15 protein-coding genes are annotated in these 12,174 nt (G+C 37.7%); 9 read left to right on the forward strand and 6 right to left on the reverse strand.

Annotation, left to right across the window (positions count from 1 at the left end; translation table 11 throughout):
* Positions 1 to 294: 294 nt before the first annotated feature.
* The 3 genes from ACTB1O_RS12665 to glmM all read left to right on the forward strand — a co-directional run bounded on the left by ACTB1O_RS12665 (position 295) and on the right by glmM (position 3,403).
* Positions 295 to 1,026: a DUF5806 family protein gene (locus ACTB1O_RS12665; protein WP_462995509.1), complete on the forward strand. Its 732-nt coding sequence runs from the start codon at positions 295 to 297 to the stop codon at positions 1,024 to 1,026.
* The gene (locus ACTB1O_RS12670; protein WP_462995510.1) at positions 1,023 to 1,799 is read left to right on the forward strand and encodes a molybdopterin-guanine dinucleotide biosynthesis protein MobB; all 777 of its coding nucleotides are present in this window, start codon (positions 1,023 to 1,025) and stop codon (positions 1,797 to 1,799) included. The genes ACTB1O_RS12665 and ACTB1O_RS12670 overlap by 4 nt, the downstream gene beginning before the upstream one ends.
* 248 nt (positions 1,800 to 2,047) lie before the next feature.
* Positions 2,048 to 3,403: a phosphoglucosamine mutase gene (gene glmM, locus ACTB1O_RS12675; RefSeq protein ID WP_462995511.1), complete on the forward strand. Its 1,356-nt coding sequence runs from the start codon at positions 2,048 to 2,050 to the stop codon at positions 3,401 to 3,403.
* 33 nt (positions 3,404 to 3,436) lie between these two features.
* Here glmM and ACTB1O_RS12680 read toward each other — a convergent pair whose 3' ends face one another.
* Positions 3,437 to 4,309: a DNA-3-methyladenine glycosylase family protein gene (locus tag ACTB1O_RS12680; protein ID WP_462995512.1), complete on the reverse strand. Its 873-nt coding sequence runs from the start codon at positions 4,307 to 4,309 to the stop codon at positions 3,437 to 3,439.
* A 226-nt stretch (positions 4,310 to 4,535) separates the two neighbouring features.
* Here ACTB1O_RS12680 and cbiM point away from each other — a divergent pair, with 226 nt between their 5' ends.
* Genes cbiM through cbiQ form a run of 4 tightly spaced genes read left to right on the forward strand, consistent with a single transcriptional unit; the run spans position 4,536 to position 7,179 of the window.
* The gene (cbiM, locus tag ACTB1O_RS12685) at positions 4,536 to 5,177 is read left to right on the forward strand and encodes a cobalt transporter CbiM (RefSeq protein WP_462995513.1); all 642 of its coding nucleotides are present in this window, start codon (positions 4,536 to 4,538) and stop codon (positions 5,175 to 5,177) included.
* Positions 5,174 to 5,512 carry a PDGLE domain-containing protein gene (locus ACTB1O_RS12690; protein ID WP_462995514.1) on the forward strand — a complete coding sequence of 113 codons (339 nt, stop codon included), beginning with the start codon at positions 5,174 to 5,176 and terminating at the stop codon, positions 5,510 to 5,512. The genes cbiM and ACTB1O_RS12690 overlap by 4 nt, the downstream gene beginning before the upstream one ends.
* A gap of 22 nt (positions 5,513 to 5,534) precedes the next feature.
* Positions 5,535 to 6,362 (forward strand): ATP-binding cassette domain-containing protein, encoded by an 828-nt coding sequence (locus ACTB1O_RS12695; protein WP_462995515.1) that lies wholly within the window; start codon positions 5,535 to 5,537, stop codon positions 6,360 to 6,362.
* A gap of 1 nt (position 6,363) precedes the next feature.
* Positions 6,364 to 7,179, forward strand: coding sequence for a cobalt ECF transporter T component CbiQ (gene cbiQ, locus ACTB1O_RS12700; RefSeq protein WP_462995516.1), 816 nt, complete (start codon positions 6,364 to 6,366; stop codon positions 7,177 to 7,179).
* Here the strand turns inward: cbiQ and ACTB1O_RS12705 are convergent.
* From ACTB1O_RS12705 to ACTB1O_RS12715, 3 genes are read right to left on the reverse strand one after another with little or no spacing between them, the layout of a single operon-like run.
* Positions 7,174 to 7,746 (reverse strand): manganese efflux pump MntP, encoded by a 573-nt coding sequence (locus tag ACTB1O_RS12705; protein WP_462995517.1) that lies wholly within the window; start codon positions 7,744 to 7,746, stop codon positions 7,174 to 7,176. The genes cbiQ and ACTB1O_RS12705 overlap by 6 nt on opposite strands.
* 45 nt (positions 7,747 to 7,791) lie before the next feature.
* Entirely contained in the window at positions 7,792 to 8,076 is a 285-nt protein-coding gene (locus ACTB1O_RS12710) for a DUF1894 domain-containing protein (protein WP_462995518.1), read from the reverse strand.
* Complete coding sequence (locus tag ACTB1O_RS12715) at positions 8,064 to 8,531, reverse strand: DUF1890 family protein (RefSeq protein ID WP_462995519.1); 468 nt, start codon at positions 8,529 to 8,531, stop codon at positions 8,064 to 8,066. Before ACTB1O_RS12715 ends, ACTB1O_RS12710 begins: the two co-directional genes overlap by 13 nt.
* 210 nt (positions 8,532 to 8,741) lie before the next feature.
* On the opposite strand from ACTB1O_RS12715, the gene ACTB1O_RS12720 reads away from it, so the two are divergent.
* Positions 8,742 to 9,164: a GNAT family N-acetyltransferase gene (locus ACTB1O_RS12720; RefSeq protein WP_462995520.1), complete on the forward strand. Its 423-nt coding sequence runs from the start codon at positions 8,742 to 8,744 to the stop codon at positions 9,162 to 9,164.
* Positions 9,165 to 9,169: 5 nt separating this feature from the next.
* A complete protein-coding gene (locus tag ACTB1O_RS12725; RefSeq protein ID WP_462995521.1) occupies positions 9,170 to 10,075 on the forward strand; it encodes a DUF2156 domain-containing protein in 906 nt (301 codons plus the stop codon).
* Positions 10,076 to 10,093: 18 nt separating this feature from the next.
* Here the strand turns inward: ACTB1O_RS12725 and ACTB1O_RS12730 are convergent, their stop codons facing one another.
* Positions 10,094 to 11,254, reverse strand: coding sequence for an aconitase X (locus ACTB1O_RS12730; RefSeq protein ID WP_462995522.1), 1,161 nt, complete (start codon positions 11,252 to 11,254; stop codon positions 10,094 to 10,096).
* A gap of 2 nt (positions 11,255 to 11,256) precedes the next feature.
* A partial coding sequence (locus ACTB1O_RS12735) for a UbiD family decarboxylase (protein ID WP_462995523.1) occupies positions 11,257 to 12,174 on the reverse strand: 918 nt, incomplete at its 5' end.

The following is a 12,174-nucleotide window of genomic DNA, read 5'->3' on the forward strand; positions in this document are numbered from 1 at the left end:
TATTTAATTACTAAAACACTTTTAACTAAAAGACCTGAATTAGACTTTAAAACTTATTTTTAGCCTTAATTTATATTAAACTAAGAAAAATAATCTGTAAAAAAAAGATAGAACAAAAGGTTGATAAACCATATGATGCTATACATAAAAGACGGATCTAAAAATGCCCAGGAATACATCTTATCCCGGACAAAAAAGAGAAATATGTAGAATTTTAATGCATTATCATTAAAAACTAAAGAAAATAAATTACAATAATATTTTTAAAAATTATGTTTTTTTGAGGAATTAATAATGACAGATAAACAGGAAAGGGAAGAATACAAAATCAGCCAGTCAGAAAATAGTAAGGAAAATATAGAGAAAACAGAAATTGAGAACGAAAATACTACCCAATTAAAAAAATCTGAATCCTTAAACAAATCTACATCACAGACTTTCATATTACCCCCCATTCCACGTCATTTAAGCGAAGAAGAGAGAGAAAGAATAAACAAATATAAAAAATTTAAAAAAGTGGACGGTGCGGCTTACAAACGTATCAACAGTTTTCTGAGAAAACACACATATGTTACTGCACGGGAATGGGCAATAGCCCGTCTTTGTGCTGATTTTAATACAAGAGGTGGAGCAGAAATGACTTTTATCGGTGAAAACCTCCCCGAGCTTGTACCATTTATGACTGACACCTATTCTCCACAGGCAGTAAACCAGGCACGAAGTTCCTTTAAGAAAAAAGTGAAAAAATCAGGAGCAACTTTTTTTTACGGTGCACTCTGTGGTTTTTTTACTGCTGATGAGCTCGATGATATCCTATTTGAATCCAGTGAAGTGGCAAGATTCCTTCTTGAAATTGAAGGAACTTCTGTTGATATCGATGATGAGATCGAAGTAGAAGACAGAATTTCAGAAGTAATGAGAAGTGTTGCAGAAGCAGCATCAATGATAAGACAGCCAAAACAGGTACTTATTTCCAAATCAAATCACGATTGCAAAACAAGAGAAGAAAAAGGAGAGCTTAAATGAAAATTATTCACATAGTAGGTCATTCAAATTCCGGTAAAACTACTTTCATACACCAGATTCTGGACAGAATGACCCCGATGTTCCCTGAAAAAATTGGCGTTATCAAACACCTTGGACATCATAGTTATGAGATGGAATCCGGTAAAGATACAACAACCCATTATGAACACGGAGCATATTATGTTGCAGGAATTGACTCTGATAAAGCAATGGTTGCTATACATAAGAACGAGTTTTCAAAAATACTGGATCTTTTCTCAGATTCCGGAATAGAGTATGCAATAATAGAAGGGTTTAAAGATGAAGGATTTAAGAAAATCGCAAAAGGAGATCTTATAATTGATAACTGCATTATGCGAGACCCCAGTGTTGACGAAGTAATAAATTCACTGGAAAAATTTGATGACTACTTCACAATGCAGGGAATAATAAAAAAATTAAAAACAGAGACCGATATGACTCACTCAGGAGCAATATTATCATTCAATGGAATAGTGCGTGAATATACCAAAGAAGAAAAAACTGAACACATGGACTTCTTTGATTACAAAAAAATCGATGAAATTATCAAAGATATCGAAGATGAAATCAAAACAGTCCCGGGAATTCAGGGTGTAAAATTCCATCATAATAAAGGCAGACTATATGCCGGTGATGACGTTACATATCTTGCAATAATATCCTCACACAGACAGGAAGCATTTTCAGCCATGATGAAAGCAATAGACAGACTCAAATCAGAACTGCACGATATTGGAAAAGAATTTGCCTGATAGATATTTTACAAATGATTTTTTTCCTTTTTTTCTTTTAAAAAAAAAGAATGCCTATTTTATATATCCAAATTTTTTTTGATTCCAGCCACTTTCTCAATGCAAAAATCGCATAATGCTATACATAAGAGAATACACCAGAATAAAAAATTAAAACTTCCCATACTTTAGATTATGACAGACAGGAACAAACAAAATATCATGAATTAAACCCTAAATTGATTTATAGATAATAGAATGGTATACCAATGTCTGAGAATAATTTAAAGAAACAACTTTTTGGCACCAACGGTGTTCGCGGAATAATCGGCGAATCCATGAATCCTGAACTTGTAATGAAAATAGGGTTATCTCTGGGAGCTATGCGGAAAGGGACAATTGCAGTAGGAATGGATACAAGAACATCAGGCCCTGCACTAATAAGTGCTTTAAAATCAGGTCTTCTCTCTGCAGGATGTAATGTTGTTGATTTGGGTGTTCTGCCAACTCCTGCACTCCAGTATATAGTCAAAAAACACTATGATGCCGGCGCTATGATCACAGCATCCCATAATCCGCCTGAGTATAACGGTGTTAAATTAATTGATACAGACGGCACTGAAATGGACGATGAACAGACCATTAAGCTTGAAAAAATCCTATTTTCAGAGGCTTTCAAAGTAAAAGACTGGAAGAATGTCAAAAACGAAATTTTTGCTCACGAAATGATCAATGAATATATTGACGGAATCGTCTCACAGTTCTCACCTGTTTCAGAAGAGATAACAATAGCAGTGGACCCGGGAAGCGGACCTGCATGCCTTACAACTGCAGCTATACTCTCAAAACTTGGATGCAGGGTTCATACCATAAACGGCATTTGTGACGGGACTTTTCCGGGAAGACTGCCTGAACCATCTGCAGAAGGACTAAGGGGATTATCCGAACTTGTAATATCAACTCAGGCAGAATTCGGTGTTGCGCACGACGGAGACGCAGACAGGGCAGTCTTCATCGATGATATGGGTGAATTTCTTGAAGAAAACGAGGAATTTGCACTGATGCAGAGACATCTTTGCAGAAAAACAAAAGACGGAGTTGTAGTAACTCCTGTCAGTACCTCAAACATTGTTGAAGACGTTGCCAGACAGACAAACTGCAGAGTGGTTTATACAAAGGTTGGAAGTATTTACGTCGCACGAAAAATGATTGAACTCGAATCAGCGCGTGAGAATGTAATATTCGGTGGAGAAGGAAACGGCGGTCTGATATTCCCTAAACATCAGTACTGTCGTGACGGAGGAATGGCCGCAGCAGCAATGCTTGCACTGATATCATCAGAAGGAAAAAAACTCTCTGAACTTCGTAAAGAACTTCCAAAAAGACACATGCTTCGAGATAAAATATATGCAGATAATCCCGCCGAAGTAATCAGACAAATCCTTGTAAAATTATCAGATGAAAATACAGATCTGACAGATGGAATCAGAATAAACCGTAAGGATTCCTGGGCTCTTCTGAGACCCTCAGGTACAGAGCCTTTCATGCGACTTTTTATTGAGGCCAAAAATCAGAAACTTGCAGAAAAATTCAGGGATGAAATAAAAAATACAATAAAAACTTAAAAAAATTTAAACAATAATTTTTTTAGAAATAAATTAAAAACCTTCATTCTTTACTTCATCTCTTGAACTGAAGAGATATTCAAGCGCATATCCTTTATAATCGCCAAAATTTCGTGTTGCAATATCCCTTATCGCCTCATCAGATTTTTCATCTTTTAAAATTCCGGAATATTGGCCTTCAAGATAATTCTCTGCAAATACCCTTCTGATATGTGCATCCACAGGAAAGGCATCATACCGCCTGAATGAAAATAAAAGAATCCATTCTGCAACCCTGTGTTTAATACCCTTAAACCCTGAAAGAATTGATATTGCATCCTCATATCCTGCAGAATAAATTTCATTCTCCCATAAGGGATTATCGGCAATCTTTTTTGCTGCCAGCATGATGTTATCAGCAAAATAACTAATATTACAGGATTTTAAAGCAGGCAGACCAGCTTTTACAATATCCTTTGGTCTTGGAAATGTATAAAATTCTTTTCCGTCAAAATCTATCTTTTTACCAAGCCTGGAAGATATTCTTGTAATCCTATCACTTGATGTTTTTGTACGAATCTTATTGACAGTCATCTGAAATATCATGCATTCCCAGGCATCCTGATTTAAAATTCTCAGACCATAGTTCATTTCTACTGCCTTTTTTCCGTAAATATCACTATTAAGTCGGTCATAAACTCCGTTAAGATCAAAATCAAGACAGAAGTATTCATAAATAAATTCAGCATCAGCCCCGTAAAAAGAAAGTTTTCTATCGTCCTGTCTTATTTTAAATGCAGAATCACGGACAATCCCATACCACCAGCCGTCTTCTTTAAACCACCGGGGTGCCTGCCCGCAGGATAGTGTTTTATCGAGATCAAATGGCTGACTTAAATCCAGCTCAATTACATCGAACTCTGCCATTAAATGAATATTAGTCTTTAATGTTCAAAAAACATATTCCATAAAGAATATTGTTGGATAAAATATTTTGAGATTTTTAAATAAAAATTAAACCAAAAATCTTGTTAAATGAATGATGAAATAAAAAAAATACTTTTTTTCAAAATATATCGTCACAATTTGTGTATGAGTCACAATTAGTAATACTTATATCTATATATGTCACAACTATTTTTGTTGATATATTATGCATATACCTGATGCGTTTATCCCTCTGCCACAGGCAGCAATTTACTGGTTAATTGCGATAGTCTTTATCGCACTTGCCTTAAAATGGGCAAGAAATGAGTTGGATGAAGAAAAAATGCCGTTAATAGCTGTTCTTGCGGCCGGAATTTTTGCGATACAGGCATTTAACCTGCCTGTCGGAATGGGTACTTCAGGACATCTTGTGGGTGGTGCACTTGCAGCAATAGTACTTGGCTCTCCTTATGCTGCAGTATTCATACTTACAATTGTTCTGATAATTCAGGGAGTCATTTTTGGCGACGGAGGAATTACAACAATGGGTGCCAATGTCATAAACATGGGAGTAATAGGCGGATTTGTAGGTTATTACTCATTTAAGGGCATTAAAGGTGTAATAGGAAATTATTATGCATCTGCAGGAATTGCGGCATGGTTAGCATGTTTAATCCCTGCCCTTGCATGTGCAGTTGAGATGTTTATTGCAGGCACATTCCCGCTTGTTCCGGGCATTGTTGCAATGGGCACATACCATGCGATAATAGGAATAATTGAAGGTGTAATCACAGCAGGTGCAATATACCTGATTCACACGACAAGGCCTGATCTAATGAGTCCGGAGGCAGGGGGCGCTGAAGCATGATTGACAATAAAACATTCATGGTAGCAGGAATTATAATTGCAATACTTATTGGAGTTGTTGCAGTATTCATGGCATCAGGAGAACCTGACGGACTTGAAAGTACAGCCTTTGTAGTTCAGGGTGAAAAAACATTAACCGGACCCTCACCAGAAGACGGTGAGGCAGAGGCAATAGGCTTTGGAACATTTGAATATGATGCACCACTTCCTGACTATTCAATGGAAGGTGCAGGAAAAATGGGTGATATAATTGCACTTATCATAGGTGTTCTCATAACATTTGCACTCATTCTTGGTGTAACCTGGGCAGTCACATCAAAAGCCTCAAAATCTTAAAGACCCTATTTTTTTTTACATTATGCACCTGATTGAAACACGGGAATTAACCCATACCTACAATAAAACGATAGATGCACTAAAGTGCGTAGATTTCATTGCAGGCAGAAAACAGCGTATTGCAATAATCGGTGCAAACGGAGCAGGAAAAAGCACTCTTTTCAAACATTTTAACGGCATACTAAAACCCACTTCCGGAGATATCTTAGTCAGGGGAGAACCCATAACAAAATCAAATATCAAAGAAATTCGAAAACTGGTGGGAATAGTCTTTCAAAACTCTGATGATCAGGTATTCTCCCCTACGGTAGAACAGGATATAGCATTCGGACCGACAAATCTTGGTCTTGATGAGCAGACTGTCGAACACAGAGTCAATGAAGCACTGAAACTTCTTGATATTGAGGATTTAAGGGACAGACCCCCTCACCACCTTAGCGGTGGTGAAAAGAAGAGGGTTGCAATTGCAGGAGTTCTTGCAATGGAGCCCCAGGTGCTTGTTCTGGATGAACCTACAGCTGGACTTGACCCGAGGGGAGTAACAGACCTTACTGCATTTGTAAACCGTCTTCCTGAAGAATATGGAATGACTGTTATCTTCTCTACGCATCATGTAGATCTTGTCTCAGAGATTGCTGATTATATTTATGTCATGGACCGGGGACAGATTGTTGCCAAAGGGACAATAGAGGAGATATTTATGCAGCAGGATCTCCTGTCAGGTCTGCGTCTTGATGTTCCTGTCCTTCCAAAACTTATCAGAAAACTTCAGGAAAGGGGGATTGACATTGATATGGCATATAATTATGAAGATTCTAAAAAAGCCTTTCTAAAAGCTTTCGGAAGATAGAATGATAGAAGAGATTTACACAATCGAACGACAGGCTATGGGGGACAGTCCTGTACATAAAATTGATGCAAGGGTAAAGATTTTAATTGCATTTGCAGTAATAATCGCAATGGTCGCTTACCCTTACAGTCCGGATGTAATTATACCCGGGGCAATATTTTTTGGGTTTTTTGCAATATTATGGGCAGTTTCAAAGATATCTTTTGTCGGATTTCTAAAAAGAGTTCTTCTGATACTCCCTTTTGGAATCTTTATTATATTATTCCAGATCTTCTTTGAAAACATGCATTACGATACATTTACACCGATTGTAAATCTGCCACTAAATATACATGTATATGCTGAATCAGTTGAATTTGCGTCCATACTGCTTATTAAATTTATAATATGCATATCCTTTATCATCCTGTTATCATCAACAACAACAATGCAGGATATGCTTACAGGTGCCAGAAGATTAGGCCTTCCCTCAGAGTTTGCATTGATAATTGGTCTTATGATAAGGTACCTCTTCGTCTTCGCCGAAATATTTGGAAAAGTGGCAAACGTTTTTGAAACAAGATGTTTTAACGCTTTTGACAGGAGACTCTCATATAATTACCGCTTAAAAACCCTCGGATACGCAGTAGGAACACTTTTTTTAAGATCATATGAGCAGGGAGAGAGAACATACACAAGCATGTTATGCCGGGGTTACAGTAAGGATTCTTTTCTCCATGTAAGCAAACAAAAACTGAAAAAAACAGATTTGTCCATTTTAATTATTTCAATGTTTTTTATTATTCTGATTCCGGTTATTTCATACATATATTTATAAAATATTTTCAATTACAATTTTTAATCCTATCAATATCAGAATAATTCCGCCTAAAATTTCAGCACGTTTTCCGGCCGCACTACCCAGTTTTTCCCCAAGATAAACTCCTGCAAAAGAGAACGCAAAGGTCACCAGCCCTATAATAATTGCAGGAACAATAACTGATTCATTTAAAAATGAAAAAGAAAGACCTATTGCAAGTGCATCAATACTTGTTGCAATACCCAGAATCAAAAGAACATAGGGATTTTTAACGTCAATAATTCCGCCATAATCATCTTTATCAGACAATCCTTCCTGAATCATCCTTACACCAATAAATGCAAGAAGTAGAAAAGCAATCCAGTGAGCATATTCATAGATGAAATGAGCAAAATTCACACCTGCGATCCAGCCTAAATATGGCATAAATCCCTGGAAAAAACCAAAAACAATACCCAGAATTAAAGCAGCCTTCAGTTTATTTCCGGAAATAGTTGTTCCGGCAGAAACCGAAACAGCAAAAGAATCCATTGCAAGCCCTGTTGCAATGGCTAAAACAGAAAAAAAGTACATATTATTTACCATAAAAATCAAATCTGACTTTCATGAAACAGTGCATGAACCATTGTTTCATGAACGTTTTTTTAAATTTTTTCTCAGCTTCACAGCCTCTTCCTCACTTTCAACCTTTACAAGAAAAGTCCCGTGGCAGGGTTTTGTAAAAGGAAATATTACAATATTGCCGTCTAAAGCTAAAGTCACAGGGGGAACGCCAATTATGTGTACATCAAAAATCTTAAAGCCCGGAGAAACAGTGTATATCTCCCTGTAATTTTTCCTGATATATTCCCTGCACTCTGAAAAACTTGAATTTCTAAGAATTACCTCATAAGGCAGTTTATCTAAACATCCCATTTCATTACCTCATCTATCTTTTTTATAAGCGGTTTCGGATTATGCGCTGCAACTGCAACAATTTTTTCACAGTCAAAGGTAATCTGCTCAGACAACTCCTCTGCACTGCTTCCAAAAATTACAGGATGTATCTCTGACTGCATTATGGAATCCATTGTAGCCGCATAAGAGATACCTGCGTCATTGTGAATGAAAACAAAGCATAAAGGATAATTCTCTCCCTTTTCGATGATTGCATCAATTGTCATATCAAGATCCCTGAGTTCATTTATGTAGTGTCCTTCAAAATCTGCATATTTAATAAGCATTCTTGCAGAAGGAGTCCCTGCAATAACCGGATTTATACCTGCCTTTCTAAGCCTCGATGCAATATACAAAACTGCCGTAGTCTGCACAGGCACCTCCGGACAGCCAAGAACAAGCAGAGCGGATTTTGAATTTTCTGGTATTCTCATATTATCACAGCCTATTTAAGAAAATATATAGCATATCTTATCTTCCATAATAATTATTGATGGTTATTGTAAATTATCAGACATAAAAAAACATTAAAGTTAACATATTATAGAAACAAGAGGAATCGGAATGCCATCGGAAAACAATTTCTTTTTCCCTGTTTTAAAAGACCTCAAAAAAAAAACACCGAGATAAAATGGTGATAATCAGTGAAAGAAGATAATAATATTGAAATTTTATTTGTCGATAACTGGTCACAGGAAGATATTGCAGATCTGTATAGGCAGGGAGGCTGGTGGGATGAATCCTGGGATGTAAATGGTATAAAACCACTTATATCCGGCAGTTTTTTATTCGCTGTCGCATTTGACAGGGAAGAAAAAAGAGCCATAGGCATGGGCAGGGTCATCTCTGATAGTGTTTCCGATGGTTATATTCAGGATCTTGTTGTCAGAAAAGAAGATCGCGGAAGAGGTATTGGTAAAAAAATACTAAGGGCACTGGTCATGGAATCAAAAAAACGCGGCCTTACCTGGATAGGTCTTATTGCAGAACCGGATACGTCAGAATTTTATGAGACTGAAGGTTTTTCTGTAATGAAAGATCATATTCCAATGCTCTTTGGGAATTGAAAATTATGCCTGATATCAGTGATTTTAAGCCAGTCACTTTGAATGATATTGATTTTTTTAAATCATTTTATTCCAGACATCCGATACAGCATAGTGATAATACATTTACAAATATGGTCTGCTGGAATGATTATGCAGAATATGAATATTACACCAGAGATAATGCACTTGTCATTTCCAGTACAATTGATGACGAAATCTCATTCAGGGGACCATTCGGGGTCTATGATGATGAACTCCTGAAAGATGTCCTTCGTCTTGCCAAAAGGTATGGAAAAGATCTTGCTTATCAGATCTTTGATGAAGAGACAAAAAAAAGAATAGAAAAACTATTTCCTGAGATCAAAATTACTCCCGACAGAGACTACTACGACTATGTCTATAAAGCAGAAATCCTTCGCGATCTTCCCGGGAAAAAATTTTTGAATATCAGAAAGCATATCAACAGTTTCAAAAAGAAATGCGATTTTACTGTTGAAGAAATAACTTCTGAAAAAATAGGAGAGGTTCAGGAATTTTTAATCAAATGGTGCGAATGGAAACAATGCAAAAAAAACCCTATTTTAAATTATGAACGGAATGCAACAGTTTATTCTGTTGATCATTTCAATGAACTGGAGTTGTCCGGAATTCTTCTCAGGGTAAATGAAAATATTAGTGCAATTTCAATCTATGAAGAGTTAAACCCGCAAACCATTATAATTCATTATGAAAAAGGGCTTCCTGACTGTGAGGGTAACTACAAGGCAATAAACAAACAGGTAGCAAAAATTGTATCAGAAAAATATGAGTATATAAACCGTGAATCCGATCTTGGAATTGATGGTCTCAGAATCGCAAAGATGCGCTATTATCCCGACCATTTCGAAAAGGTTTACAATATCAGGTCTGAAGATATTCCTGATTTTTAATTAAAAAAATTAACTTTTTTAGGATGTTGCCACATCTATGCACTCTTCAAGAGTCCCTATACGAACATTACATCCGCACATGCCCGGAACATATGCAAATGCCTTTCCGGAATCAACCATAACAGTCTCAAATCTGTCCATTGCAGGCGATACAACAATACAGGTATCCTCAACAACCTTTGCCCCGCTCTTCTCTATCTTACCTACAGATTCCCTGTTTGAATCCTTAACACCCTTTGCCACAAAAACATAAAATGTCTTTTTAACTTTTTTTCCTTCCAGAAGAGCGGCAATTCTAAAGAGTTCATCAGGAGAACAGTGCGGGCATCCGACAGCAACAGCATCAACATCAATATCGTTAAACAGACTTTCTATCTCCGACTGTTCTATAATGATCTTTTCAGAAGGCTCGTCTGAGAATGTTGGAAGTTTTGTCTCAGGTGTTATTCCCTTTACATGATAAAGGGCAACAGCACCTGATGCAGCCATCGCAGCGCCAAGTGCTTTTAACTGGTCCCTTGAAGGTCTTATATTTGTTATAAGAGGAATTCTGTTTCCGGCCGCCTTTCCTGCAAGATATCCTATTGCGCCATAATGACTGGCATAGATCCCTTCACCTTTTTCAACCTCAATTGTAATCCCGGGCATCCTGTTTTTGAATAGGTGAAGACCATAATTAGGAGTCTTTCCTATCATTGCAGCTGCAAGTGCCGAAGGACCGCCTTCCCTGTTCGTCCTTGCGCCAATAACAGAGTTGGCATAAGAAACCGCAGATGACTCCGACCATGCCAGATGATCTCCATAGTCTGTTTTATTCAGATAATATGGAGTACAGCTACATTCAAGTTTAACCCCGAGTTTTTTGTAAGCCTTTAAAACCTCATTCTGATTATGGGCAAATTCCTTTGAAATCCCGATATCTGCCCAGTTATCACGCGGCATTCCAATTGGATTTAATACAGAGGGAACAGCAACACGGGCATCAAGATTGTTTAACCATTCAAGGCCCCATCTCCCTATTGTCTTATATGAAGCACCGGCAATCTGGGCGCTGGATATAGACACAAGATCCTCTGCACCAAACACCTTGCCAAGTGCGACAAGTATCTCCATCATCTTCTGGCGTGTTTCCCCATACTCTCCTGCGAGAATTTTCTCGTCTTCAATGTCAAGATACATTCTTAGTCATCCCACTCCGCTCTTATGAATTCGTCTTCCTTTCCCATCACCATTGTTGCATCAACGCCGACCTTAACATTCATGCCATCACCAATACGGCAGGGGTCAAGAGATGAGCCTCTGACTCCTTTTATCACCATTATATCCTCATCTCCACGCACACGGGTTGCAATTGCATATTCAACATCCTCCATATTGTAGATGTCAATATCCTCATCCACAATCACAACATGCTTGAGTGATGTGTGAGCCGCAAATGCTGCCATTATAGCATTTTTAGGATCGCCCTGTGTGTTTTTCCTAATCTGTACAATCCCGTGAAGGTAGCCACACCCTCCTGTAGTAAGTGATACATTCCGGACTGTTGTCACACCTGCAACATAGCGGTAAATTTTTGGTTCATATGGCATCCCCATAAGGAGTTTATGCTCATTTCCCCCGGGAAGAATTCCGTGAAAGATGGGATCATTTTTCATATGCATTCCGGTAATCTCAATGACAGGTGCCGGCCGTACCGGATCATAAGTACCGGTTATATCTACAAAAGGTGCTTCATCAGCCATTTTAGCTGTTATGAAACCTTCAAGAACTATCTCGGCTTCAGGTACTTTTACTCCGTTCGGGCACTCATATACAGAAAGCTCTCCCCCCATAAGTTCGGATGCAAATGGGAGTTCTTTTCCTTCCGGAACTCTGGTGCATGAAGCAAAAGTAACAAGCGGATGAGTACCTATTGTTATTGCAACAGGAAGTTTTTCACCATTTGAAAGTGCAGCCTTTAGAAGATTATGTGTGTGGCGGCCTTCCACCAGTCTTGCTGCAAGATGATTTTTATCAAGAACAAGCATCCGGTGTATAGATGCATTTGTAATTCCACCATATTCCGAGAAAACAATTGCAGATGTTAAGTATCTTCCCGC

The organism is Methanomicrobium sp. (assembly GCF_055145805.1).

What these genes read in the sequence shown, in the direction of transcription:
- ACTB1O_RS12695 (WP_462995515.1), top strand. Translation starts at nt 5,535, where the DNA reads ATGCACCTGATTGAAACACGGGAATTAACCCATACCTACAATAAAACG.
- ACTB1O_RS12725 (WP_462995521.1), top strand. Translation starts at nt 9,170, where the DNA reads ATGCCTGATATCAGTGATTTTAAGCCAGTCACTTTGAATGATATTGAT.
- ACTB1O_RS12670 (WP_462995510.1), top strand. Translation starts at nt 1,023, where the DNA reads ATGAAAATTATTCACATAGTAGGTCATTCAAATTCCGGTAAAACTACT.
- cbiM (WP_462995513.1), top strand. Translation starts at nt 4,536, where the DNA reads ATGCATATACCTGATGCGTTTATCCCTCTGCCACAGGCAGCAATTTAC.
- ACTB1O_RS12710 (WP_462995518.1), bottom strand. Translation starts at nt 8,076, where the DNA reads ATGGGATGTTTAGATAAACTGCCTTATGAGGTAATTCTTAGAAATTCA.
- cbiQ (WP_462995516.1), top strand. Translation starts at nt 6,364, where the DNA reads ATGATAGAAGAGATTTACACAATCGAACGACAGGCTATGGGGGACAGT.
- ACTB1O_RS12680 (WP_462995512.1), bottom strand. Translation starts at nt 4,309, where the DNA reads ATGGCAGAGTTCGATGTAATTGAGCTGGATTTAAGTCAGCCATTTGAT.
- ACTB1O_RS12665 (WP_462995509.1), top strand. Translation starts at nt 295, where the DNA reads ATGACAGATAAACAGGAAAGGGAAGAATACAAAATCAGCCAGTCAGAA.
- ACTB1O_RS12715 (WP_462995519.1), bottom strand. Translation starts at nt 8,531, where the DNA reads ATGAGAATACCAGAAAATTCAAAATCCGCTCTGCTTGTTCTTGGCTGT.
- ACTB1O_RS12730 (WP_462995522.1), bottom strand. Translation starts at nt 11,254, where the DNA reads ATGTATCTTGACATTGAAGACGAGAAAATTCTCGCAGGAGAGTATGGG.
- ACTB1O_RS12705 (WP_462995517.1), bottom strand. Translation starts at nt 7,746, where the DNA reads ATGGTAAATAATATGTACTTTTTTTCTGTTTTAGCCATTGCAACAGGG.
- ACTB1O_RS12690 (WP_462995514.1), top strand. Translation starts at nt 5,174, where the DNA reads ATGATTGACAATAAAACATTCATGGTAGCAGGAATTATAATTGCAATA.
- glmM (WP_462995511.1), top strand. Translation starts at nt 2,048, where the DNA reads ATGTCTGAGAATAATTTAAAGAAACAACTTTTTGGCACCAACGGTGTT.